Source organism: Nakamurella endophytica, assembly GCF_014646215.1.
Taxonomy (GTDB): domain Bacteria; phylum Actinomycetota; class Actinomycetes; order Mycobacteriales; family Nakamurellaceae; genus Nakamurella; species Nakamurella endophytica.
Genome location: NZ_BMNA01000001.1, coordinates 305,541 through 328,493, shown reverse-complemented (window position 1 = coordinate 328,493; position 22,953 = coordinate 305,541). Strand labels below are relative to the sequence as shown.

22 protein-coding genes and 2 pseudogenes are annotated in these 22,953 nt (G+C 75.2%); 10 read left to right on the top strand and 14 right to left on the bottom strand.

Annotated features, from left to right (window positions below; translation table 11 throughout):
• The first annotated feature begins 4 nt into the window (after positions 1–4).
• Complete coding sequence (locus IEY37_RS01480) at positions 5–778, top strand: sirohydrochlorin chelatase (RefSeq protein WP_229673525.1); 774 nt, start codon at positions 5–7, stop codon at positions 776–778.
• Here the strand turns inward: IEY37_RS01480 and IEY37_RS01475 are convergent.
• On the bottom strand, positions 736–1,299 hold the full coding sequence (locus IEY37_RS01475) for a methylated-DNA--[protein]-cysteine S-methyltransferase (RefSeq protein ID WP_373298238.1): 564 nt from the start codon (positions 1,297–1,299) through the stop codon (positions 736–738). The two genes, IEY37_RS01480 and IEY37_RS01475, sit on opposite strands and share 43 nt — an antisense overlap.
• A gap of 112 nt (positions 1,300–1,411) precedes the next feature.
• Positions 1,412–2,980 (bottom strand): AlkA N-terminal domain-containing protein, encoded by a 1,569-nt coding sequence (locus IEY37_RS01470; RefSeq protein ID WP_188939722.1) that lies wholly within the window; start codon positions 2,978–2,980, stop codon positions 1,412–1,414.
• A 27-nt stretch (positions 2,981–3,007) separates the two neighbouring features.
• Between IEY37_RS01470 and IEY37_RS01465 the strand changes: the two genes are divergently transcribed.
• Entirely contained in the window at positions 3,008–3,676 is a 669-nt protein-coding gene (locus IEY37_RS01465; RefSeq protein WP_188939721.1) for a class I SAM-dependent methyltransferase, read from the top strand.
• A 127-nt stretch (positions 3,677–3,803) separates the two neighbouring features.
• Positions 3,804–4,883 carry a redox-regulated ATPase YchF gene (gene ychF, locus IEY37_RS01460; protein WP_188939720.1) on the top strand — a complete coding sequence of 360 codons (1,080 nt, stop codon included), beginning with the start codon at positions 3,804–3,806 and terminating at the stop codon, positions 4,881–4,883.
• Positions 4,884–4,922: 39 nt separating this feature from the next.
• On the opposite strand, the gene IEY37_RS01455 is transcribed toward ychF, so the two are convergent.
• Together IEY37_RS01455 and IEY37_RS01450 are read right to left on the bottom strand one after the other, a co-directional pair.
• The gene (locus IEY37_RS01455) at positions 4,923–5,795 is read right to left on the bottom strand and encodes a GNAT family N-acetyltransferase (protein WP_188939719.1); all 873 of its coding nucleotides are present in this window, start codon (positions 5,793–5,795) and stop codon (positions 4,923–4,925) included.
• 84 nt (positions 5,796–5,879) lie between these two features.
• A pseudogene (locus IEY37_RS01450) lies at positions 5,880–6,158 on the bottom strand (nuclear transport factor 2 family protein); the annotation flags it as partial.
• Between the two features lie 303 nt (positions 6,159–6,461).
• Between IEY37_RS01450 and IEY37_RS01445 the strand changes: the two are divergent.
• On the top strand, positions 6,462–7,331 hold the full coding sequence (locus IEY37_RS01445) for an LLM class flavin-dependent oxidoreductase (RefSeq protein WP_188939718.1): 870 nt from the start codon (positions 6,462–6,464) through the stop codon (positions 7,329–7,331).
• Positions 7,332–7,416: 85 nt separating this feature from the next.
• Entirely contained in the window at positions 7,417–8,199 is a 783-nt protein-coding gene (locus IEY37_RS01440) for a class I SAM-dependent methyltransferase (RefSeq protein WP_188939717.1), read from the top strand.
• A gap of 49 nt (positions 8,200–8,248) precedes the next feature.
• Here IEY37_RS01440 and IEY37_RS01435 read toward each other — a convergent pair whose 3' ends face one another.
• The 7 genes from IEY37_RS01435 to IEY37_RS01405 are packed head-to-tail and all read right to left on the bottom strand — an operon-like array spanning position 8,249 to position 15,752.
• Positions 8,249–9,160: an N-acetylmuramic acid 6-phosphate etherase gene (locus tag IEY37_RS01435; RefSeq protein ID WP_229673521.1), complete on the bottom strand. Its 912-nt coding sequence runs from the start codon at positions 9,158–9,160 to the stop codon at positions 8,249–8,251.
• Positions 9,157–10,071, bottom strand: coding sequence for a MurR/RpiR family transcriptional regulator (locus tag IEY37_RS01430; protein WP_229673520.1), 915 nt, complete (start codon positions 10,069–10,071; stop codon positions 9,157–9,159). The genes IEY37_RS01435 and IEY37_RS01430 overlap by 4 nt, the downstream gene beginning before the upstream one ends.
• Positions 10,068–11,192 (bottom strand): ABC transporter ATP-binding protein, encoded by a 1,125-nt coding sequence (locus IEY37_RS01425; protein ID WP_188939716.1) that lies wholly within the window; start codon positions 11,190–11,192, stop codon positions 10,068–10,070. The genes IEY37_RS01430 and IEY37_RS01425 overlap by 4 nt, the downstream gene beginning before the upstream one ends.
• Positions 11,185–12,219, bottom strand: coding sequence for an ABC transporter ATP-binding protein (locus tag IEY37_RS01420; RefSeq protein ID WP_188939715.1), 1,035 nt, complete (start codon positions 12,217–12,219; stop codon positions 11,185–11,187). Before IEY37_RS01420 ends, IEY37_RS01425 begins: the two co-directional genes overlap by 8 nt.
• Entirely contained in the window at positions 12,216–13,106 is an 891-nt protein-coding gene (locus IEY37_RS01415; RefSeq protein WP_229673519.1) for an ABC transporter permease, read from the bottom strand. The genes IEY37_RS01420 and IEY37_RS01415 overlap by 4 nt, the downstream gene beginning before the upstream one ends.
• The gene (locus IEY37_RS01410; RefSeq protein WP_188939714.1) at positions 13,103–14,062 is read right to left on the bottom strand and encodes an ABC transporter permease; all 960 of its coding nucleotides are present in this window, start codon (positions 14,060–14,062) and stop codon (positions 13,103–13,105) included. Before IEY37_RS01410 ends, IEY37_RS01415 begins: the two co-directional genes overlap by 4 nt.
• Before the next feature lie 13 nt (positions 14,063–14,075).
• On the bottom strand, positions 14,076–15,752 hold the full coding sequence (locus tag IEY37_RS01405) for an ABC transporter substrate-binding protein (RefSeq protein WP_229673517.1): 1,677 nt from the start codon (positions 15,750–15,752) through the stop codon (positions 14,076–14,078).
• Between the two features lie 84 nt (positions 15,753–15,836).
• Between IEY37_RS01405 and IEY37_RS01395 the strand changes: the two genes are divergently transcribed.
• The 3 genes and pseudogenes from IEY37_RS01395 to IEY37_RS22715 form a co-directional block, all read left to right on the top strand.
• The gene (locus IEY37_RS01395; protein WP_188939711.1) at positions 15,837–17,045 is read left to right on the top strand and encodes a serine hydrolase domain-containing protein; all 1,209 of its coding nucleotides are present in this window, start codon (positions 15,837–15,839) and stop codon (positions 17,043–17,045) included.
• Positions 17,042–18,208 carry an anhydro-N-acetylmuramic acid kinase gene (locus IEY37_RS01390; RefSeq protein WP_188939710.1) on the top strand — a complete coding sequence of 389 codons (1,167 nt, stop codon included), beginning with the start codon at positions 17,042–17,044 and terminating at the stop codon, positions 18,206–18,208. The genes IEY37_RS01395 and IEY37_RS01390 overlap by 4 nt, the downstream gene beginning before the upstream one ends.
• Positions 18,205–18,669, top strand: a pseudogene (locus IEY37_RS22715) (GNAT family N-acetyltransferase); the annotation flags it as partial. The gene IEY37_RS01390 and the pseudogene IEY37_RS22715, both read left to right, overlap by 4 nt.
• Before the next feature lie 172 nt (positions 18,670–18,841).
• On the opposite strand, the gene IEY37_RS01380 reads toward IEY37_RS22715, so the two are convergent.
• A complete protein-coding gene (locus IEY37_RS01380; protein ID WP_188939709.1) occupies positions 18,842–19,579 on the bottom strand; it encodes a dienelactone hydrolase family protein in 738 nt (245 codons plus the stop codon).
• Between the two features lie 373 nt (positions 19,580–19,952).
• On the opposite strand from IEY37_RS01380, the gene IEY37_RS01375 reads away from it, so the two are divergent.
• Both IEY37_RS01375 and IEY37_RS01370 read left to right on the top strand, forming a co-directional pair.
• On the top strand, positions 19,953–21,014 hold the full coding sequence (locus IEY37_RS01375; RefSeq protein ID WP_188939708.1) for an acyltransferase family protein: 1,062 nt from the start codon (positions 19,953–19,955) through the stop codon (positions 21,012–21,014).
• A 96-nt stretch (positions 21,015–21,110) separates the two neighbouring features.
• A complete protein-coding gene (locus tag IEY37_RS01370) occupies positions 21,111–21,299 on the top strand; it encodes a hypothetical protein (RefSeq protein WP_188939707.1) in 189 nt (62 codons plus the stop codon).
• A 28-nt stretch (positions 21,300–21,327) separates the two neighbouring features.
• On the opposite strand, the gene IEY37_RS01365 is transcribed toward IEY37_RS01370, so the two are convergent.
• Positions 21,328–21,831 carry a winged helix-turn-helix transcriptional regulator gene (locus IEY37_RS01365; protein ID WP_229673516.1) on the bottom strand — a complete coding sequence of 168 codons (504 nt, stop codon included), beginning with the start codon at positions 21,829–21,831 and terminating at the stop codon, positions 21,328–21,330.
• 1 nt (position 21,832) lies between these two features.
• Positions 21,833–22,921 (bottom strand): aldo/keto reductase, encoded by a 1,089-nt coding sequence (locus IEY37_RS01360; protein WP_229673737.1) that lies wholly within the window; start codon positions 22,919–22,921, stop codon positions 21,833–21,835.
• Between the last annotated feature and the right edge of the window lie 32 nt (positions 22,922–22,953).

Below are 22,953 nucleotides of genomic sequence, written 5' to 3'. Positions count from 1 at the left end.
CGACGTGACGGGCGACCTGACGGGCGCCGGGGCGGTTCGCGAGGCGACCGCGGAAGGGACCGGCACGGCCGGACCTCCGCTGCCGTTGATCGGTCTGGCGCACGGCAGCCGCGATCCGCGCGCCGGTGCCGCGATCGCGGCGCTGCTGCGCGCCGTCGCCGACGCCCGTCCCGGCCTGCAGGCCGAGCCGGCGTTCCTCGACCTCACCGACCCGGACCTGGGCACGGCGGTCCGGGCGCTGGACGCCGATCGCGCCGTGGTCGTCCCGCTGCTGTTCTCGTCGGCGTTCCACGCCCGGGTCGACGCGCCGGAGGCGGTGGAGCGGGCCGAGCGGGAGACCGGGACCTGCCTGGTCCGGGCGGACATCCTCGGGCTGGGCGCGCCGGTCCTGCGGGCACTGCGGCGCGCCGCCGAACGAGCCGGCATCGGTGACGAGGTGCCCGTCCTGCTGCTGGCCGTCGGCTCGTCCGTCCCGGCCGCCAACGCGGCGGTGCAGGCGCTCGCCGAGCAGTGGTCCACACACCGGCCGGCGCCGGTGCGGGCGGTGTTCGCCACGTCGGAGCCGCGGGCGGTACCCGCGCTGGAGCAGGCCCGCGGTCAGGGGCCGGTGGCCGTGGTGCCGTTGTTCCTCGCGCCCGGCCTGCTGCTCGACCAGGTCCGCGACCACCCGGCCGCCGCCGGCGTTCCGTTCGCCGAGCCGCTCGGGACCCTGCTGGCCGGACTGGTTCTCGAGCGCTACGACGCGGCGCTGCCGGAGAACAGGGCCGCCTCGCGCTGATCGCCGGACTCGTGGTCGAGCAGCCACCGCTTGACCGGCAGGCCCCACCGGAATCCGCCGAGAGTGCCGTCGGTGCGCAGGATCCGATGGCACGGGACGAACAGCGCCGCCGCGTTCCGGGCGCAGGCCGAAGCCGCGGCCCGGACCGCCGCCGGCCGCCCGGTCAGCACGGCGAACGCGGCGTAGCTCAGCGGGGCTCCGGCCGGCACCGTGCGCAGGACCGCCAGCGCGTGGTCCAGGTACGGACCGGCGGCCTGCCGGACCGGGACCCGGTCGACCGCGGCCAGATCGCCGTCGTGGTAGGCGAGCACCGCGTCGGTGACCCCGTCGATCCGGGAGGCCTGCTGCCACCGCAGCGGCCGGACCCGCGCGGTGATCAACGGCAGCAGCGTCGCCACGTCGCCGGTCCAGCCGGCGGCCAGCACGGTGGCCGGTCCTCTGCCGCCGACGTCCGCGACGACGGTGAACGGCCCTGCCGGCGTCCGCACGGTGGCGACCGCGGCATCGGCGACCGCCGGCACGGCCGCGGGAACGGGACGGGCCGGCCGCGGCGGCGCCGCGGTCGCCGGTGCGGCGCTGTTCCCGCCGATCGGACCGCTGGGCGCCCCGGGGGCGGTGGTCGTGGTGGTGCTGTCAGCTGGCACGGGGCACATCCCTTCGTCGGCGGGTGGCCGCCATCGCGGCCGCCGCGCGCCACAGGTGGGCGCCGGCATAGGAGCGGAACGGCCGCCAGGCGGCGGCTCGGACGGCGAGCGCGGCGTCGTCCGGCGGAAGACCGAGGGCGGCGGCGCCCTGCCGCAGGCCGACGTCGCCGGGCAGCAGCACATCGGGGTCGCCGAGCACGCGCATGGTGACGTACCCGGCCGTCCACGGGCCGATGCCCGGACGGGCGGCGAGCTGTGCGGTGAGGTCGCCCGGGCGCCGGCCGGCGTCGAGGACCAGGTCCCCGGCCGCCTCGTCCTGCGCGGCCCGGATCACCGCCAGCGCGCGGCGCTGCGGACCGGGGATGTCGGCCGGCTCCAGCGCCGCCAGCTCGTCCGGGCCCGGGAACGCGTGGGTGAGGGCCGGTCCGGCGGCCTGCGCCAGCTCCGGCGGCAGCGGGGTCCCGGCGTGCCGGGCCAGCCGACCCAGTGCCGTGCGGGCCGCGGTGACGGACACCTGCTGCCCCAGCAACGCCCGGACCAGCATCTCCGGACCGTCGACCGCCCCGGGCACCCGCAGACCGGGCCGCTGCGCAACGGACGCGGCGAGCGCCGGGTCGGCGGACAGGGCGGCGTCCACGTGCACCGGGTCGGCGTCCAGGTCCAGCAGCCGCCGGCACCGGTCCACCGCGGGCACCAGGTCCGAGAGGTGCTGCAGCGTCAGGGACGCCAGCACCGGCTGGCCGGCGGACACCGGCAGGTCGAGCCGCGCGACGCCCAGCCCGTGCGGGAGCCGCAGGACTCTCCGGTAGGTCGGACCGTCGACGTGCTCCACCCCGGGCACCGCCCGGGCGGCCAGGAAGTCCAGCAGCGGCGCGGCGGCGAAGGGCCATCGCACCGGCAGCCGGAGGCTGAGGGTGCCCGCCGGTGCCGGAGCGCCGGCCGCGGCCCGGCGTTGCGCCCGCAACCGGCCGGGCTCGACGGCGAAGACCTCGCGGACCGTGTCGTTGAACTGCCGGACGCTGGCGAACCCGGCCGCGAACGCCACGTCCGCCATCGGCATCGCTGTCGTGGTCAGCAGCACCCGCGCGGTGTGCGCGCGACGGGCTCGGGCCAGGGCCAGCGGTGACGCGCCGACCTCCGCGGCCAGCAGCCTCCCGAGGTGTCGCGGTGTGTACCCGACCCTGGCCGCCAGACCCGGAATTCCCTCCCGGTCCACCACGCCGTCCGCGATGAGTCGCATGGCCGCGCCGACGGTGTCGGCGCGCAGGTTCCACTCCGGCGATCCCGGCGCGGCGTCGGGCAGGCAGCGCCGGCAGGCCCGGTAGCCCGCGGCCTGGGCGGCGGCGGGCGTCGGGAAGAAGTCGACGTTGCGGCGCAACGGGGTTCGGGCCGGGCAGGCGGGACGGCAGTAGATCCGGGTGGTGCGGACCGCGGTGACGAACTGGCCGTCGAACCGGGCGTCCCGCGTCTGCACGGCGCGGTAGGCGGCTTCCGGATCGGGAATCACGACGACCACCCTGCCAGCACCGCCACTCCCGTGCTGGCGGGAATCGGACATGGCAGCCGGGCGTGCGATGCTGCCCGGATGGATCCGACGGGGGAGACCGCCGCGCAGGGGGACCGGACGACCGCTGCAGCCGGCCCGCCCCCGACCCGGTGGGAACTCGAGTACACCGGCAGCCGCTGGCAGGACTACGCCGACCGCTTCGCCCGGCTGCACGCCGAAGGCGCCGACCTCGACGGCGAGGCGCGCTTCCTCGACGCGCTCGTCGGCCGCGGAGCGGCCGTGCTCGACGGCGGGTGCGGCACCGGCCGCGTCGCCGCAGGCCTGCACCGCCGCGGGCACCGCGTGGTGGGCGTCGACCGGGACCGTGGGCTCGTCGACATCGCCCGCGCGCGGTATCCCGAGGTCACCTACCTGGCCACCGACCTGCTGGCGCTGTCGCCGCGGCTGCTGCGGGACGCCGGGGTGTCCGAGCGGTTCGACCTGGTGGCCCTGCCCGGCAACGTCTCGGTCTTCCTGGCGCCGGGCAGCGAGGGCGACGTGTTCCGGCGGCTCGCATCGCTGCTGGTGCCGGGCGGCCGGCTGGTGACCGGCTTCGCCACGGACCGGACGTACGACGTCGCCTGCTTCGACCGCGACACCGCCGCGGCCGGGCTGGTGGCCGAGCACCGCTTCGCGACCTGGCAGCTCGACCCGTGGACCGGGAGCGACCCCTGGTGCGTCAGCGTGCTGCGCCGACCGGCGTCCTGACCGTGCCGACCGGGCGGGTCCCGGCTCCCGCCGGCCCGCGGCGGGGCGCCGGCGCCGGTCCGGTCGCGCGGAGCCGTTCCTGCGCGACCGGCGGGGCGGCCGCGCAGGGCACCTAGACTGGTTCCCCGTGAGTCTGACCCTCGGCATCGTCGGCCTGCCCAACGTCGGCAAGTCCACCCTGTTCAACGCGCTGACCCGGTCCGAGGTGCTCGCCGCCAACTACCCGTTCGCGACGATCGAGCCCAACGTCGGCGTGGTCCCGCTGCCCGATCCGCGTCTGGACCGGCTCGCCGAGTTGTTCCACTCGGCCAGGACCGTGCCTGCGACGGTGTCCTTCGTCGACATCGCGGGGATCGTCAAGGGCGCCAGCGAGGGGGCCGGCCTGGGCAACAAGTTCCTGGCCAACATCCGCGAGGCCGACGCGATCTGCCAGGTCGTGCGGGTGTTCGCCGACGACGACGTGGTGCACGTGGACGGCCGGATCGACCCGCTCTCCGACGTCGAGACCATCAACACCGAACTGATCCTCGCAGACCTCCAAACGCTGGAGCGCGCTCTTCCGCGGCTGGAGAAGGAGGCGCGGAACGCCAAGGACCGCAAGCCGGTGCTGGAGGCGGCGCAGGCCGCGCGCGACCTGCTCGACGCCGGGCACACCCTGTTCTCCGCCCGCGCCACGATCGACCTGGCCTTGCTGCGCGAGCTGTCGCTGCTGACCGCCAAGCCGTTCCTGTACGTGTTCAACGCCGACGAGGCCGTGCTGACCGACGACGCCCGCCGCGCCGAGCTGTCCGCCGCCGTGGCCCCGGCCGACGCGGTGTTCCTGGACGCCAAGGTCGAATCGGAGCTGCTGGAGCTGGACGAGGAGTCCGCGCGCGAGCTGCTCGAGTCCGTCGGCCAGCCCGAACCCGGCCTGCACGCACTCGCCAGGGCCGGTTTCCACACCCTGGGCCTGCAGACCTACCTGACGGCCGGCCCCAAGGAGTCCCGGGCCTGGACCGTGAAGCAGGGCGCCACCGCCCCGCAGGCCGCGGGCGTCATCCACTCGGACTTCGAGCGCGGCTTCATCAAGGCCGAGATCGTCGGCTACGACGACCTGGTGACCGCCGGCTCGATGGCCGCCGCCAAGGCCGCCGGCAAGGTGCGGATCGAGGGCAAGGACTACGTCATGCACGACGGCGACGTGGTGGAGTTCCGCTTCAACGTCTGACGGCACCCGCCGGTCGGACACCCGGGACCGGTCGGTCGCTCACCCCCGATCCGCCCTCGTCCGGTCCAGCCGCTCGGGCAGCCGCCGGAACCCCGCGGACCGGTAGGTCGCGACGGCCGCCGTCCGGGCGGTCGGCGTGCAGACCTGGACGCTCGACCCTCCCAGCTCGCGGAGCGCGGACGCTGCGGCCAGGCAGGCGGCCCGGCCGTGGCCGTGGCCGTGGTGGTCGGCGTGCACGCCCAGCGGCTCGATCAGCCCGGGGCGGCCCGCACCGGCCGACCACACCGTCACCCCGGCGACCGCGGCGCCGTGACCGTCGTACAGCAGCAGGCACCGGGCATCGGCGAACGGGACACCGGTGGACATCGCGCGCCACCGGTCGTCGGTGAACCGCCCACTGCCGAACGCCGACCGGTGCACCGCGGTGAAGTCGGCAACGGTGGCAGGGCGGACGATCTCGACGCGAACACCGGGATCTGGCACCGGGTCGGTGAGGTCCCGGGTCAGCGGCGTCCACGACTCGCCGGTGGCCCATCCGACCTCGGAGAACGCTTCCTGGACCGCCGTCCCGGTCGGGGTCTCGACCGAGACCGTCCCCGCCGGGAGAATGCCGCGCTCGGGATGGGCGGCGTCGGCCGCCACCTGCCGTGCCAGCTCCGCATCGCGCCACATCTCGGGCGCCACGGTGAGCCGGAGCAGCTCCGGACCGTCCAGCAGGCCCACCGCAGCGATCGCGCCGCCGCGGCCCCAGACCCGCACCGCCGCGGCCGTCGCCTCGGCGCCGAACCGCCAGAACCAGCCCAGGTCGCCAGGATGCAGCTGGAGAGGCGACGTGTCGTCCTGCCAGTCCCGCAGCACGCCGGCGACGTCCGCCAACCCGTCGACACCGGGCGTCCCCAGCGTGGTCCGCATGATCGGCATCGAACACGGTCGCCGCGCTGCCGCCTACGGGGTTTCGCATCGGCGGCAGCGCGCCGGAGGACGCGGCGCCCCGGGTCAGTCGGTGAGCAAGGTGTAGACGCGGCCGATGAGACCGTCCTCGATCAGGGCGATGTCCAGGCCCCGGACGACGGCGGGTCCGCCCTCCGGGCCGAAAGCCCACGCCAGGTAGCCGAGGTCCTGGTTGACGCGGACGGGTCCCGCCGGGCTGAACACGAAACCGGGTGCATCGTCGAGGATCCGCTGCGCCTTGGCGTCCAGCGCGTCGTGCCCGACGACGACCTCGTCTGGATCCGAGAACCGCACCGACGGGGCGTAGATCCGCTCGATGGTGGCGCGGCGCCGGGCCGCGTCCCGCTCGCCGAACTACTCCAGCAGGTTGGCGTGCATCAGTTCCTCGGTCGTGGCCACGGCTCACGCCTCCTGTCGGTGCGCCGGCTCACCGACGCTACGGGCCAGGTACTTGACACGTCAAGCAACTGTGCCGCAGCGCGGCCGGCCCTGTCTTGTCATCCGGATCGACGTTCCATATATTCTGGAACGTCGATCCGGTTGTCTCGGTCGCGCGGGACGTCGGACCGTCGCCGTCCTGGCACCGCGACGGCGTGGCCGGACGACGACACTTCAGAGAGGAACGTCATGACGCACAGCGCACCGCGCTTCGGCATCGCCACGCCGCCGGCCAACGTCGAGTACGGCGAGCTGCTGCGGGTCTGGCAGGAGGCCGACGCGGTCCCGGAGATCGAGCACGCCTGGCTCTACGACCACCTGATGCCCATCTTCGGCGACCTGGACGGCCCGGCGTTCGAGGGCTGGACGCTGCTGTCCGCGCTGGCCGCCCGCACCCGGCGCCTCCGGCTCGGACTCCTGGTGACCAGCAACCGCTTCCGCCCGCCGGCGATGCTGGCGAAGATCGCCGCCACCCTCGACGTGGTGTCGGGCGGACGCCTCGAGTTCGGCATCGGCGTCGGGTCGCGGCCCGGACACCCGCTGGCCCAGCGCGAGTACGCCGCGCACGGCCTGCCGTTCCACGACTCCCAGGACGCGGTGGCGGCTTTCGCCGAGTCCTGTGAGGTGATCAAGAGGTTGTGGACCGATCCCGAGCCGTTCGACGTCCACGGCCGGTACGTCGACCTGACGGGCGCCTTCTGCAACCCCAAGCCCGTGCAGCGGCCCTACCCGCCGTTCGTCATCGGCGGTCGGGCAGCCGCCACCCTGCGCATCGTGGCCCGGCACGCCGACGTGTGGAACTACCCCGGCGGGGACGTCGACGACGCCGCCTCCCGGAGCGCCCTGCTGGACCGATACTGCGTGGAGATCGGGCGGGACCCGTCCGCCGTCGCCCGATCGCTGGTACTGCCCGTCGCGTACGACCGGCCGGGAGACACCCGGACCGCCGTCCGGGCGGCCGTCGACGCCGGCTTCACGCACCTCGTGCTGTCCCTGCCGGCCCCGTACCTCGACGGCGTCGCCCTGTGGGTGCGGGACGAGATCATCGCCGGCGCCTGAGCGGCGGAGGCGGCTCGGGTCCGCACGGGCAGCCACAGCGGTGGGACGGCTGGCCGTCCGGACGGCTGGGCGGGATAGTGGCGGCGTGTCGTTCGACGTCGGAGCGGATGCCTACGCGCGGTTCATGGGCCGGTACGCCGACCCCTTGGCGGTGCGGTTCGCCGACTTCGCCGGGGTGACGGACGGAGCAGGCGGTCGGGTCCTGGACGTCGGGTGCGGCACCGGGGTGCTGACGGCCGAGCTGGCCCGCCGGGTCGGGGAGGGCCGCGTGGCCGGCATCGACCCGTCGGCGTCGTTCGTGGACGCCGCGCGCGGCCGGCTGCCGGGCGTCGACATCCGCCGGGGCGTCGGCGAGGACCTGCCCTGGCCGGACGCGACCTTCGATGCGGCGTTGGCGCAGCTGGTCGTGCACTTCCTGTCCGACCCGGCCGCGGGCCTGGCCGAGATGGCCCGCGTCACCCGGCCCGGCGGCACCGTCGCCGCCTGCGTCTGGGACTACGCGGGCGGCCGGGCGCCGCTGGACACCTTCTGGTCGGCCGTCCGCGACATGGACCCCGGCGCCCGCGACGAGTCCGGGCTGGCCGGTGCGCGCGCCGGACACCTGGCGGAGCTGCTGCGCCGGGCCGGCCTGGACGGCGTCGAGCAGGGCGAGCTGACCGTGGACGTCCGGTACCGCTCGTTCGACGAGTGGTGGGAGCCCTACACCCTCGGCGTCGGGCCGGCCGGCGACCACGTGCGCACGCTCGACGCCGCGGGTCGCGAGGAGCTGCGCCGGCGGTGCGCGCAGCGCCTGCCGTCCGGGCCGTTCACGGTCGACGCGGTCGCCTGGGCCGCCCGGGGGACCGTCCGAGGCGCGACCGCCGACTGAGCCGGGGAGACCCCCGGAGCGCACGGCCCGGCCCCTCCGGCCGACCCGCTCAGCGCGCGGCGAGCGCCGCCAGCGCCGCCCGGACGTGACCGCCGCCGGCCGCCAGGGCCGCGCGCACGCCGGCCAGATCGACCGGCGCCCCCAAGAGGTACACCACGGCCGACTTGATGTCGCCGCACACGTCCAGCGCACGCTCGCAGTCGGCCTCGGCTGCGCCCGTCGCCTCCTGCAACAGCGCCACGCTGCGCCCGCGGAGCTTGGCGTTGGTGGGCCGCATGTCGACCATCAGGTTCCGGTAGGTATGGCCCAGCCGGACCATCAGCACCGTCGAGAACGAGTTGAGCACCAGCTTGAGCGCCGAGCCGGCCTTGAGCCGGGTCGACCCGGCGATCGCCTCGGGACCGGTGTCGGTGACGATGCGGTGGTCGGCCAGCGGGAGCAGCGGCGCCTGCGGGTTCGCGGTCACCAGTGCGGTGACCGCGCCCGCCGCGCGCCCGGCGCGCAGCGCCGCCTCGACGTACGGCGTCCGCCCGGACGCGGCCAGCCCGACGACCACGTCGCCGGACGTGACGGCGACCGCGCCGTCGCCGGACAGGTCGTCCTCGGCGTTCTCGACGGCGTGCACGAACGCCCGCGCCCCGCCGGCCTGGTGAGCCACCACCACGCCGTCCTGGATGCCGAACGTGGGCAGCAACTCGGCGGCATCGAGCACTCCGAGGCGGCCGGACGTCCCGGCCCCGAAGTAGTGCACCCGACCGCCGCGGGCGACGCGGTCGACGGCGGCATCCACCAGCCCGGCCAGCGCGGGCAGGGCGGCGGCGACCGCGCCGGGCACCCGCGCGTCCTCGGCGTTCAGCATCCGCAGCGCGGTGAGCGAGTCGACGACGTCGATGTCGGAGGTCCGCGGGTTGCTGTCCTCGGTGGTCGACACCACCCGCACCCGGTCCGCCGGCGCGCTCACGGCCGGCTCCGCAGCTCGTCGGGCTGCGCCGCGCCAGGGACCCGGCGTGGCGCGACGGCCCGGCGGGTGGCGTCCAGCGCCCGCACCGACTCGTCGAACCGGCCCTGCGCCACGGCCACGAAGAGCACGTCGACGACGCTGAGCGCGGCGATCCTCGACGACGTGGCGCCGGAGCGGAACGTCGTCTCGCGCGCCGCGGTGACCAGCACCGTGTCGACCACGCCGGCCAGCGGCGACCGGGGGACGCTGGTCAGCCCGACCGTCCGCGCGCCGCGCGAGGACGCCTCGGCCAGTGCCTCCACCGTGTCCACCGTCGCCCCGCTGTGCGACACCCCGATCATCACGTCCTCCGGTCCCAGCAGTGCCGCGGCGGTCAGCGCCGCGTGCATGTCGCTCCAGGTGAAGGCGACGAGCCCGATGCGGTGCAGCTTCTGCTGCAGGTCCAGGGCCACCACCGCGCTGGCGCCGACACCGACGACGTCCACCCGCCGGGCGGTGCCGACCATCCGGACCGCCTCGGCCAGCGCTGCGAGGTCCAGGGTGCGGGCGGTGTCGGCGATGGCCCGCTGGTCGGCGGCGGTCACGCTGTGCACGACCGACGCCAGGTCGTCGGCCGGGCCGATGTCACCGCCGATGCCCCGGCCGTCGGCCAGTGCCCGCTCGCGACCCGACTCGGCCGCCAGCGCGACCCGCAGTTCGCGGTAACCGCGCACCCCGAGCTGCCGGCACAGCCGGACCACCGTCGTCTCCGAGGTTCCGCAGGCCTGCGCCAGTTCCGAGATCGTCAGTCCTGCGGCCACGGCCGGGTCGGCCAGTATGCGGTCGGCGACCCGGCGGGTCGACGGCACCAGCGTCGGCGCGAGTCCCCGGAGCGTGAACAGCACCTCGCCGTCGGCCACGCCCGTGCTCACGGTCGGGCTCCGGTCGACCGGGAGGCCGTCGCAGGCTGGCCGGACAGCCGGCCACGGGCGTCCGCGGGCCGTTCGGCGGACGTGGGTGTGACGACACCCAGTTCCCGCTGGCGGACGTGGCACGCGAAGCGGTGTCCCGACGGCGGCGCCAGCACCGGGACCTCGGTGCGGCAGACGTCCTCGGCCAACGGGCAGCGGGGATGGAACCGGCATCCGGCCGGAGGCCGTGCGGCATCGGGGATCTCGCCACGGACGGCGTCGCCGGCGCGCCGGTACTCGACGGCCGGGTCGGCGACCGGCACGGCGCGGTGCAGCGCCTGCGTGTACGGGTGCACCGGACGGTCCGACACCTGCTCCCAGGATCCGGTTTCCACGATCTGCCCCAGGTACATCACGGCGATCCGGTCCGCCAGGTGCCGGACCATGCCCAGGTCGTGGCTGATGAAGACGTAGGCCAGGCCGAGCTCCCGGCGCAGCCGGTCCAGCAGGTTGACGATCTCGGCGCGCACCGAGACGTCCAGTGCCGACACCGGTTCGTCCAGCACCAGCAGCCGCGGCTGCAGCGAGAGCGCCCGGGCGATGCCCACCCGCTGGCGCTGACCGCCGGAGAGCTGGTGGGGATACCGCTCTGCCGTCGCCGGCAGCAGGCCGACCATCTCCAGCAGCTCGCCCACCCGCGCCCGGGCGGCGGTCCGCGCGGCCACCAGCCGGTGCACGGTGAGCACCTCGGCCAGGGCGTCACCAATCCGCTGCCGCGGGTCCAGCGACGCGTACGGGTCCTGGAAGACCAGCTGGACGGTGCGGCGCAGACGCCGGTGACCGGCGCGGTCCAGGGCGGCCAGGTCCTGGCCGTCGACCCGCACCGTTCCGGCGTCGGCCCGCTCCAGGCCGGTGAGCAACCGGGCGGCGGTGGACTTGCCGCAGCCGCTCTCGCCCACCAGGCCGAGCACCTCCCCGCGGCCGACGGTCAGCGTCACCCCGTCCAGCGCGTGCACCTCGCCGCGGCCGCGGGTCCGGTAGTGCTTGACCACGCCGGTCATCTCGGCGATCGACTCCGCCGTGCCGGTACCCGGGCCGGAGCGGGATCCGGACAAGGGGCCCACGAACTCAGGCTCAGCCATGACGCACCTCCGCGGCGCCGACGGGCCGCCAGTCCTCGGGTGGCACCCAGCAGGCCGCCTCCGCGGGACCGCGGCGCAGCAGTGGCGGCTCCTGGTCGGCGCAGCGCTCGACCTGCTGCGGGCAGCGGGTCCGGAACGGGCAACCGCCGGGCAGGGTGGCGGGGGACACCGGCGTCCCGCCGATCTGCGGCAGAAGACCCTGGTGCGGCTGGTCGGCCGCCGGGACGGACCGCAGCAGGCCCTGGGTGTACGGGTGGGACGGCCGAGCGAACAGGTCCGCGGTGCGGCCGCGCTCGACGATCCGGCCGGCGTACATGACGGCGGTCGACTCGGCGATCCGGGCGACCACGCCCAGGTCGTGGGTGATCCACAGCACCGCCAGGCCGTACTCGTCCCGCAGGTCGGTCACCAGGTCCAGGATCTGCTGGGCGATCGTGACATCGAGCGCGGTGGTGGGTTCGTCGGCGATCAGCACGCGCGGCCGCGGGGCGAGCGCGCAGGCGATGAGCACCCGCTGGCGCATGCCGCCGGAGAGCTGGTGCGGGTACAGGCGGGCCAGCGCACCCGGGGTCGGCAGGCCCACCTCGTCGAGCACCTCGAGCGTCCGCCGGCGGCCCGCCGCCCGGTCCCAGCCGTGCGCTCGCAGTCCCTCGGCGACCTGGCTGCCGACCCGCATCACCGGGTTCAGGGCGGTCATCGGGTCCTGGTACACCATGCCGACGGTGCCGCCGCGCAGCGCCCGCCGCCGGCCCTCCGTCCACCGGACGACGTCCTGCCCGTCCAGCAGCACCTGGCCACCGGTGACCCGGACCCCGGCGGGCAGCAGCCCGGCGATGCTCAGCGCGGTGACCGACTTGCCGGATCCGGATTCGCCGACCAGCGCCAGGGTGCGGCCGCGGTGCAGGTCGAAGCCGACACCCCGGACCAGCCTGAGGCTCCCGCGGCGGCCGCCGACGGCGGTGTGCAAATCCCGGACGGACAGGGCCACCTCGCCGTCGGTCGACGGCTCGACCGGCGCCGCGGTCATCGGCTCTGCTCCCGTCGCGGGTCGAGCGCCGACCGCAACCCGTCGCCGAGCAGGTTCAGCGCGACGACGGCCACCACGATGGTCGCGGCGGGGAACGCCATGGTCCACCACGCGCTGGTGATGGTGTTCTGCGCGTCGGCGACCATCAGCCCGAGACTGGGCTCCGGCGGCTGGGTCCCGAGCCCGAGGAACGACAGCGCCGACTCGGTCAGGATCGCCCAGGACAGCGCCAGGGTCACCTGCACCACCACGGGCGCCGAGATGTTGGGCAGCACGTGCCGCAGCAGGATGCGGTGCGTCGGGATGCCGAGCACCCGCTGGGCGTTGACGAACTCGGCGTTGCGGACCGAGAGTGTCGGCCCGCGGGCGACCCTGGCGAAGATCGGGGTGTAGACGACCGCGATGGCGACGGCCGTGTTGAACCAGCCGCTGCCCAGCGCGCTCACCACGGCGAGCGCCAGCAGGATCGCCGGGAAGGCGAACAGCACCTCGACGAAGCGGCTGATCACCTGGTCCAGCCACCCGCCGAAGAAGCCGGCGCAGACGCCGAGGGTGGCGCCCACCAGCGTCGCCAGCGCCACCGACACCACCGAGACCCGCAGCGACGTCCAGATGCCGGCGGCCACCCGGGCCAGGATGTCCCGTCCGAACTGGTCGGAGCCGAACCAGTAGTCCGCCGACGGCGGGCGGTACCGGGCGTCCGGGAACTGCGCGATCGGATCGTGCGGCAGCAGGCCGACGGCGCCGCAGAGGGCCGCCAGCACCAGGATCGCGGTGAGCACCAGGCCGATGCGGCCGTTGGTGTCCCGCCAGATGCGGGTGAGCAGCCGGCCGGCGGGCGGCGCCGCCGCGGTGGCCGTCTCGGTGACGACGGGGGTGACGCTCACGCTTGCCGCACTCTCGGGTCGACGGCCCGGTAGGCCAGGTCGACCAGCAGGTTGACCAGGACGAAGGCGACGGCGACCACCAGCACGCTGCTCTGCACGATCGGGTAGTCGTGGTTGGTGATCGCCGTGAACAGCAGCCGGCCCAGGCCGGGCAGCGCGAAGATCTGCTCGATGATCACCGTGCCGCCCAGCAGGTAGCCGAACTGGATGCCGGTCACCGTGAGGATCGGGATGCCGGCGTTGCGCAGGATGTGCGCGAAGCGGATGCGGCCCGGCGCCAGACCCTTGCCGCGGGCGGTCCGGACGAAGTCGGCCTGCGCCACCTCGACGTACTCGCTGCGGGTGGTGCGCATGACGTTGGCGGCGAAGCCGACGGCCAGCACCAGTGCCGGGTACAGCATCTGGCTCATGTTGGCCGAGAACGACGTGGTGATCGGGACGAACGTGCTGGTGTCGGGGAAGTAGTCGAAGCGCGCCGCCAGGAACGCCACCATCAGGATGCCGAGCACGAACTCGGGCACCGCCAGTCCGAGCAGGCCGACGCCCTGGGTGACGCCGTCCCGGGCGCGGCCGGGGCCGCTGCCGGCCAGCGTGCCGAGCAGCACCCCGATCACCGTGCCGATGATCGCCGCCAGCACCGCGAGCTCGACGGTGACCGGCAGCGCGGCGCCGATCAGCGACCCGACGGTGTTGCCCGACGTCAGCGAGACGCCGAGGTTGCCCCGCAACACCTGCCCGACCCAGGCGAAGAACTGCACGTACCACGGCTTGTCGAGCCCGTAGTAGAGGGTCAGCGCCTGGGTCTGGGCGGGTGTCAGGGTGCCGGACTCGATGCCCAGCGAGGACGTGATGGCGTCACCCGGGATGGCCCGGAGCACGACGAACACCACGATCGTCACGCCGAACAGCGTGAGGACCGCTCCGCCGAGCCGGGCTCCCGCCCACCGCCACGTCATCGCCGGGCCCTGGTCAGGACGCCGCGAGCGAGGACAGCAGCCCGTCGGCCCGCGGGGTGAACGAGACGCCGCTGCCCACCAGGTAGAAGTCCTGGCTGCGGAACAGCCACACCCACGGCGACTCCTTCAGCAGCTCCTGCTGCAGGTCGCGGTAGGTGGTCTGGCGCTGCGCGTCGTCGGTGGAGGTGTTGCCCTTGACGAGCAGCGAGGCCAGCGTCGGCGACTCGAGCCCGGCGGGGCCGGACAGGCTGCCGCCCTGGGTGAAGTACCGCCCGTACATCAGGTACGGGTCGTAGCTGCCGCCGTTCAGCGCCACCGCGGCGTCGAAGTCGGCCGCCAGCCAGGCCTTGACGTACGGATCGGTGGTCAGCTGCTGCAGGTCCAGGGTGACGCCGATGGCCTTGAGCTGGGCCTGCAGGTTCTGCCCCTCCGCGACGGCCGTGGCGTACTCGCCGGTCTCGACGATGGTGTGCAGTGAGAACCCGTCCGGGTAGCCGGCGTCGGCGAGCATCTTCTTCGCCGCGGCGGTGTCGCCCGGGGTGCACGGCAGGCCCTCGGTGGGCGAGTAGCTGAAGCCCGGGCTGGTGATCGGCCCGGTGACGGTGCCGTCGCCGTTGGCCGCGGTCTTGACGACCTGGTCGCGGTCCACCGCGCAGGCGATGGCCTGGCGCACCTCGAGCTTCTGCAGCGGTCCACGCCGCCCGTTCAGCATGAGCGCGTGGTAGGCCAGCGTCGGCTGCTTGACCAGCTGGAAACGGTCGGAGCTGCCGGCGTTGTCGGCCACCGTCGGGTCGGAGAGCAGGCCGATCTGGAAGGCGCCGGCCTTCATGCCCGACACGATCGACGACTCGGCGGGGATCACCCGGAACTGCACGGTGCCGATCTTCGGCGCGCCCGCCCAGTACGACGGGTTGGCCGCCAGCACGACCTGCTGGCCCTGCGCCCAGCTCTTCCAGGAGAACGGGCCGGTGCCGTCCGGGGTCTTGGCGATGGTGTTGGCCTGGATGTCCTTGTCGTGCAGGATCGCCGCGTTCACCGACGCCAACGAGTACAGCAGCGCGGTCGACGGCCCGGACAGCGTCAGCGTCACCGTGCCGTCGGCGGCGTCGATCTTGGTGATCGAGGACAGGTTCGACCGCGCGACCGCCGCGGTCTTCTCGTCCAGGATGCGCTCGAGCGAGGCCTTGACGTCGGCGGCGGTGAACGGGTCGCCGTCCTGCCAGCTCACGCCGGACCGCAGCGTGAAGCTCAGGGTCTTGCCGTCGGCGGAGGTGCTCCACTTCGACGCCAGGTCGGGGACGAGCTTGCCGTCCTGGTCGAGCGCCACCAGCCGGCCGTAGACCAGGCTCAGCGTCTCCACGGTCTGGAAGGCGGTGGCCTTCTGCGGGTCGAGCTGGTCGATGTCGCCGGTGCGGGCGACCACCACGGTCCCGCCCGACGTGCCGCCGCCGGTCGGCGTGCCCGTCGCCGAGCCGGTCGCGGAGCCGCCCGAGGCGGTCGACGAACCCGTGCCCGAGGACGGGGCGCCGCTCGACGAGGACGCCGAGGACGACGAGGACGACGAGGACGAGGCCGACGAGGATCCCGCCGGTGCGCAGGCCGCCGCGAGGAGCAGCACGCCCGCCGCAGCGCCGGTCAGCACTCTGCGGTGGATCGTGCGGCCGCGGCTGCGGGTGTGGGTGGGGATCACGGTGCCTCCTGACGGGCGGTGGATCGGGGCAGGTTAGCCGTTGACCTGAGTTGCGGACAAGAGGTGAGCGATTAACCTGTGCCGATGCACCTCGACGGCGCGCGCACGCCCGTGGACGGCTCCGGCCCGGCGGCGGCCGTGCGTGCCGTGCTGGCGGTCGACGGCGGCCCGCCCGGTGCCGTGGTGGCGTCGGCCGGCGGTCGCGGTGGCGCCGGGACCGACTGGTGCGCGGACGGATTCGCGGACCTGGGCGGGGACGGCCGGCCTGCCGTGCCCATGGACCTGTCCGTCCGCACCGACCTGGGATCGGTCACCAAGGTGGTCGGCACCACCACCGCGCTGATGGTCCTGGTGGACCGCGGCGAGGTCGGTCTCGACGACCGGGCCGGCCGGTACCTGCCCGCGCTGGCGACGACACCGGTGGGCGCGGCCCGTATCTCCGACCTGCTGCAGCACCGGGCCGGGCTGTGGGAGTGGTGGCCGCTCTACCTCGAGGACGGGCCGCCGCTGAGCACCGCCGCCGGGTTGCCGCTGCGGTACCGGTCCGGTGCCGCGCGGCACTACTCGGACCTGGGCTTCATGGTGCTGGGCGCGGTCGTCGCCGCCGTCGCCGGGTGCCCGCTCGGCGAGGCCGTGGCGCGGCTGGTGACGGGACCGCTGGGCCTGACCACGACGACCGCCGGCGCGCCGGCGCCGGGCGGCCCGGTCGCGGCGTCGTCCGCCGGCGACGTCGTGGAGCGGGAGATGGTGGCCACCGGGCGGCCCTACCCGGTGACGCCGACCGCGGCCGCGCCGCTCGGCGGCTGGCGCCGGCACGTCCTGGTGGGAGAGGTCAACGACGGCAACGCCTTCCACGCCTGGGGCGCCCGTCCCGGGACGGGGGTGACCGCGGGGCACGCCGGCCTGTTCTCCACGGTGAGCGATCTCGTCGCCGTGGGCGCGGCGTGGCTGGACTCGCTGTGCGGCGACGGGCCGCTGGGCCGGGACACCGTGCGGGCCTTCTTCACGGCCGGCCCCGACCCCACCCAGGCGCTGGGGTTGCGGGTCTGGCCCGGTGGGCCGGCAGGACCGGTGCTGGGGCACACCGGCTTTCCCGGCGTGGCGGTGGGTGTGGTGCCGCGCCTGCACCGGACCGTCGTCCTGGTGACCAATCGGCTGCACGGGAGGCCGACACCGGTGCCGACGGAACAGTTGTGGCAGCGGGCGCTCGCCGCCGTGCTGCCCGGGCGCGACGGGCCGGACGGCCCCGTCGCGGAGGACACTGCCAGGAACGGGGTACGCCGGTGCGGATGACGGTGATCGGGCTGATGAGCGGCACCTCCTACGACGCGGTCGATGCCGCCGTCGCCGAGTTGTGGCAGGACGGTGCCGACCTGGTGCTGCGGCCGCTCGGCCTGGTCAGCCGGGACGTGCCGGACGAGCTTCGGGGTCGCATCGCTGCGGCGCTGCCACCCGCGAGCACCAGCATGGCCGACGTGTGCCGGCTGGACACCGAGATCGGCCGGCTGTTCGGCAGCGTCGCCACGGAGGCCGACGACCGGGTGGCCGGCGGCCGGGCGGATCTCGTGGTGTCGCACGGGCAGACCGTCTACCACTGGGTCGAGGACGGGCGGGCGCTCGGCACCCTGCAGCTCGGCGCCGCCGCGTGGATCGCGGAGGCGACCGGCCGTCCGGTGGTGTCGGACCTGCGGACGCGGGACATCACCCGCGGCGGGCAGGCCGCGCCGCTGGCGTCGACGCTCGATGCGCTGCTGCTGCTCTCGGGCGAGCGGCGCCGGGGTGCACTGAACCTGGGCGGCATCGCGAACATCAGCGTCCGGTCCGACGACGGCGCGGTGCTCGCCTACGACCTCGGGCCGGCGAGCGCCCTGATGGACAGCGCGGTCAGCCGGCACACCGGCGGCGCGGAACGCATGGACACCGACGGCCGACGGGCGGCCGCCGGCCGGGTCGACCACGACCTGCTCTCCGCACTGCTGGCCGAGCCGTACTACGCCCAGCCGATCCCCAAGTCGACCGGCAAGGAGCTGTTCCACCCGGAGTACGTGCCGGCACTGCTCGCCGGTCGCGAGATCGCCGTGGACGACCTGGTCGCGACACTCACCGAGCTGACCGCCGTGCTGGTCGCCGAGGCAGCCCGCCGGCACCGGCTCGACGAGCTGGTGGTCTCGGGCGGAGGCGTCCGCAACCCGGTGCTGATGGCCCGGATCGCCGCCCTGTCCGCGCCGGCGGAGGTCCGCACGGTGGACGACGTCGGCATCCCGGCGCAGGCCAAGGAGGCGTACCTGTTCGCCGTCCTCGGCTGGCTCACCGTGCACGGCCTGCCCGGCACCATCCCGTCCGCCACCGGTGCCTCCGCCCCGTCGGTGCTGGGGTCGATCACCCCGGGGGCGGAGCCGCTGCGGCTGCCGGAACCGGCGCCGCGGGCACCGGCCCGGCTGGTCGTCCAGCGGTGACCGGCGTGCCGGGCGGTGCGCCGACAGGTCGTCCTCCCGGCTCCCGTCCGTCGCTGCGGCCGGCCACGCCGCAGGACGCCGCGGCGATCGCCGAGGTCTTCGTCGCCGCCTGGCGTGCCGGGTACCGGGGCGTCGTCGACGACGCCGTCCTCGACGGGTTGGACGTCGACCGGTGGACGGAGCGCTGGACCGACCTGCTGGCACAGCCGGGGCTGGCGACGGTGGTCGCCACCGGCGGGCTCGAACCGCCGGGTGTCGCAACAGTTCTCGGCGTCGCCCGGTACGGCATCGATCCGGCTCCGCCCGGGCGGCCCGGTCCGCGGTCCGCGGACGACGGCTACTTGGCGTCCCTGTACGTGCACCCGGACGCCGCCGGGCGGGGGATCGGCGGCCTGCTGCTGGAGCGCGCGGTGGCCGACCTGCGTGCCGCCGGGCGCACCGCCGTCGAGCTGTGGGTGTTCCGGGACAAGGCGGGCGCGGGCCCTGTACGAGCGGTACGGATTCCGGTCGACCGGCGTCGCCTGGACCGATCCGGCCTGGGGTGTCCCGCAGCTGCGGTACCGGCGGGATCCCGACCACCCGCTGCCCTCCCGGGCCGGCGCGACGGGCTAGCCGCGCCGGCCCGGGACGGTCCTACCGGAGGTGCCGGTCGAAGAACCGGTTCACCTCGTCCGCCTCGAAGGCAGGCACGCCGGTGTGCCCGCCCATGTTCGCGTGGAGGGTCTTCCGGCGGGTCCCCAGCGCGTCGAAGAGGTCCAGGGCCTGCTGCCGGTCGTTGCCCTCGTCGTCCCACTGCAGCAGGACCTGCACCGGGATGGCGACCTCTCGCGCGTCCTCGAACGACGCGCGCGGGGCGAAGCTGCCGGCGAACAGCACCGCGGCGCCCAGGCGCGGCTCGACCACCGCCAGCCGGATGCCGACGGAGATCAGGCCGCCCGACCAGCCGACCGGTCCGCCGAGCTCGGGCAGTTCGAGCAGGACGTCGAGGGCGGCTCGCCATTCCGGGACCGAGGTCTCGACCAGCGGCAGGACCAGCCGTTCGACGGTGTCGGCGGGGACGGGCTCGCCGGCCTGCACGGCGCGGCGCAGCTCGGTGCGGGCCTGCTCGAGGTCGGCGGACCGGGGTCGGTCGCCGCTGCCGGGCAGTTCCAGGGTGGCTGCGGCGTAGCCGGCCGCGGCGCAGTGCCGGGCCCGCTCGGCCAGCCGGGGGTACATCGCCCGCAGGCCGCCGGGGTGGCCCAGCAGGATCAGCGGGAGCGGTGCGGGCGGCGACGCGGGCGCCGGCGTCCAGAGGATGCCGGGGACGTCGCCGAGCGTCCATTCGCGTTCGAGGACGCCACCGTCGAGGTGGCGCAGGGACGTGACGTGCATGGTCGTGCCTTTCGGGGAGCCGTGGATCGGTGCTCCCGGACGACCCGTCGTCCGACCGTGACCCTGGAGGGGAGCACCCCTGTCGCTGCTGCGTGCACGGGTACCACCTCCCCTCGTCGTCCGGTCAGGTTCCGGCAAGCTAGCAGCGCTCCCGCGGTCACCGACAGCCGATTTCGGTCGGGACGGTGCGGGCCTGCGGACGGCGGCACCCGGTTCCCGGAGGTAGGCGGTCACCGGCCGGGGGTCGGGACGCCGGGCGATGGGGTGGCCGTCGACCCGGCGGACGCAGCCGTCCGGTGCCGTCTCGCGCCCCGTCGGGCGACGGTGACCGGCCCGCCACACAACGCGCACATCCGTCCCGCACACTCCTCCGGTGGAGCACGGATCGCACCCGCCGCCGGCCGTGCCCGGCACCGCGGGCGCGCGGCTGGCCGGGGTCGACGCCCTGCGGCTCCTCGCTCTCCTGGCCATCGTCGTCGGGCACGTCTACATCGACGACGACGGCGTCGACCGGGTCCTGCAGAGCTGGCGGCTGCCGCTGTTCTTCGTCATCAGCGGCTACTTCTTCGCCACCCGCCGCCTGGTGCGGCAGGAGGCGGCCAAGCGGGCCCGGTCGCTGCTCCTGCCGTACGTGGTGTGGATGGTCCTGCTCGCCGTCGGCCTGGCGGCGGTGCGGTGGCCGTCTGCGGACCTCGCCGGGTGGGCGCGGGCGGTGGTCCTCGGCGGGTCCTACGCCCCCCGTCCCTGGACGACGATGTGGTTCTTCACGGCCCTGTTCGTCGCTGCCGTGCTGTTCCGCCTGCTGGACCGGGCCGGGGTGCTGGTGCGGTGGACGGTGGTCATCGGCGGCCTGGCGGTCAACGTGGCGTGGGGCGCCGAGCTGGCCCGGGTACCGCTCAGCGTGGCGACCGCCGCCGGTGCGCTGGCCTTCATGGCCGTCGGCCGCGCGGTGCGCCGGGCGCAGGACCGCGGGCGGCGGTGGGTGTCGCCGGGCGTGGCCGGGATCGCGCTGGTGGTCGCCTTCGCCGTCGCGGTGCTGCTGCCCGGCGACTTCCGGCCGATGGACATGAAGGTGGGGCAGTTCCCGCTGCCGGCGGTGGGTCTGGCGCTCGTCCTGTGCGGGGCGCTGATCGCGCTGACCACCGCCGTGCGCCGCATCCCGCCGCGGCTCGGTGCCGCGCTCGCGACCGTCACCGCGCCGAGCCTGGTGGTGATCGCCGCGCACCCGTTCGTCCTGCTCGCGCTACCCCCCGGGACGACGGCCGTGCCGCTGCCCGCCGTGGTGGCAGTCGCCTTCCTGCTGCCCCTCGCGGCCGGTCTGCTGGTGGCGCGGACGCCGCTCGCACCGGCCCTGGCCGGCATCCCTCGGATCCGTCCCCGCGGCGCGGACCGGGTGCCGCGACCGGCGGTGCCGGTGCCCGCCGGCGACGGCTGATCGGCCCGCGGACGGCGGCGCGCCGGACCGGACCCCGAGCGCCCGGCACGCGCGCTGCGGCAGGCGGCCCCGGTCCGGCCGCGCTACCGTGCCGGCATGGACCATGGCGCGTCCGCCCACCGGTTCGGCCGCCGCGCGCTGGCCGCGCTCAGGGAGCTGACCGCGCGGCTGGATCGCCCGGACGTCCGCGTCCGGGACCTGGTCGCGATCTGGGCCGCCGTCGTGCTGGTGATGATCGCGGCGGTCGCCGCGGTGCTGCTGCCCTTGCTCTGGCTGCTGCCCTGACCCGCTTCCGGCGGTTGCGACGCGGCCGTCAGCCGGTGGCCGCCCGGCGGCGCTGCACCTCGGCCCGCCGGGCGCGCATGCCCGGGCTGGCGCCGGGCCCGGCGACCCACTCCACATCCACCTCGTCCAGGGCCCGGCCGGTCGCGCGGTCGACCAGCACCGGCTCGACCTCCCGCCCCGTCGCCCGGTCGACCAGCAGCAGCGGCCTGCTCGCCGGTGCGGTGGCCGCCGTGGTGACGGCGAACAGCGCCACCACCACGGCTCGGTAGGAGTGGCCGAGCGGGGTCAGCACGTACTCGTCGCGGGGCGGCCGGTCGCTGTAGCGGCGACGCTCGACGAGGCCGGCGTCCACCAGCGCGGCCAGACGGCGGCTGAGCATGTTCGGGGCGATCCCGAGGCGGCCGGTCAGCTCGTCGAACCGCTGGTAGCCGTCGAACATCTCGCGGAGCACGAGCACGCCCCAGACGTCGCCGACGCCGTCCGCGGCCCGGGCGATCGGACACTCGTCCGCCGCGAAGCTGGTGCGCCGCACGTCAGGCCACCGTCGCGACGCGGTCGAAGTCGGCCGACCGCCGACCGAGCACGGCGTCCTGCACCCCGGCGATGCCCGCGTGCGGCACGCCGGGGACCGGCGCGCTGACCGTCTCGAGCTCGCGGTACTGCTCGTCGGTCAGCGACAGGTCCAGGGCGGCGAGGTAGTCCGTCCACTGCGTCTCGGTGCGCGGGCCGACGATCGGGATGACGGCGGTCCCGCTGCGCCGTGCCCGCTCGCGCACCCACGCGACCGCCACCCGGGCCGGTGTGCTGCCGACCGCGCCGGCCACCCGCAGCACCGCGTCCAGCACCTCGGTGCGCTGGGCGCTGTCCTCGCGCTGGATGACCGATCGCAGCGTGGTGAGCCGGCCCTCGTCGCTGTGCCGGTACTTGCCGGTGAGCAGCCCGCCGCCGAGCGGCGAGTAGACCGCGGCCCCGAGCCCGAGCGAGTCGGCCATCGGAAGCAGTTCCCGTTCGGCGGACCGTTCGGCGAGGCTGTACTCGAACTGCGCCCCGATCAGGGTGCCGGTGCCGCGCAGCTCCCCGACGGTGGCCGCGCGGGCCACCCGCCACGCCGGGAAGTTGGAGAGGCCGGCGTGGAGGATCTTGCCGGCCCGCACCATGTCGTCGAACGCGGTGAGGATCTCCTCGACCGGCGTGACGCCGTCGGGCCAGTGCGCCCAGTACAGGTCGACGTGGTCGGTGCGCAACCGGCGCAGCGAGGCCTCGAGCGACCGGACCAGCACCTTGCGGCTGTTGCCGGTGGCGTCCAGGCCGGCGCCCGCGTGGTCGCCCTGGGTGAACTTCGTGGCCAGCACGAAGTGGTCCCGCTGGCTCGTCAGGAACTCGCCGAGGAGCTCCTCCGACTCGCCGAACTGGTACACGTCCGCGGTGTCGAGGAAGGTCCCGCCGGCCTCGGCGTAGCCGTCGAAGATCCGCCGGGCGGTGTCCCGGGTCCGCCCCCGTGGGCCACCGGGTGCCGAAGTTCGCGGTGCCGAGGGCGATCTCGGAGACCCGGAGACCGGTCCGTCGTCCGAAGGTGGTGTGGCGCACGCGGGTCCTCCTGGGCTGCTGACAGTGGCTTGCATCATGCAAGCTACTCCGTCGACTCCGGTGCGGA

Coding starts and splice junctions, on each gene's coding strand:
- IEY37_RS01470 (WP_188939722.1), bottom strand. CDS start 2,980: ATGTCCGATTCCCGCCAGCACGGGAGTGGCGGTGCTGGCAGGGTGGTC.
- IEY37_RS01465 (WP_188939721.1), top strand. CDS start 3,008: ATGGATCCGACGGGGGAGACCGCCGCGCAGGGGGACCGGACGACCGCT.
- IEY37_RS01455 (WP_188939719.1), bottom strand. CDS start 5,795: ATGCGGACCACGCTGGGGACGCCCGGTGTCGACGGGTTGGCGGACGTC.
- IEY37_RS01445 (WP_188939718.1), top strand. CDS start 6,462: ATGACGCACAGCGCACCGCGCTTCGGCATCGCCACGCCGCCGGCCAAC.
- IEY37_RS01425 (WP_188939716.1), bottom strand. CDS start 11,192: ATGGCTGAGCCTGAGTTCGTGGGCCCCTTGTCCGGATCCCGCTCCGGC.
- IEY37_RS01420 (WP_188939715.1), bottom strand. CDS start 12,219: ATGACCGCGGCGCCGGTCGAGCCGTCGACCGACGGCGAGGTGGCCCTG.
- IEY37_RS01410 (WP_188939714.1), bottom strand. CDS start 14,062: ATGACGTGGCGGTGGGCGGGAGCCCGGCTCGGCGGAGCGGTCCTCACG.
- IEY37_RS01395 (WP_188939711.1), top strand. CDS start 15,837: ATGCACCTCGACGGCGCGCGCACGCCCGTGGACGGCTCCGGCCCGGCG.
- IEY37_RS01390 (WP_188939710.1), top strand. CDS start 17,042: ATGACGGTGATCGGGCTGATGAGCGGCACCTCCTACGACGCGGTCGAT.
- IEY37_RS01380 (WP_188939709.1), bottom strand. CDS start 19,579: ATGCACGTCACGTCCCTGCGCCACCTCGACGGTGGCGTCCTCGAACGC.
- IEY37_RS01370 (WP_188939707.1), top strand. CDS start 21,111: ATGGACCATGGCGCGTCCGCCCACCGGTTCGGCCGCCGCGCGCTGGCC.
- IEY37_RS01360 (WP_229673737.1), bottom strand. CDS start 22,921: ATGCAAGCCACTGTCAGCAGCCCAGGAGGACCCGCGTGCGCCACACCA.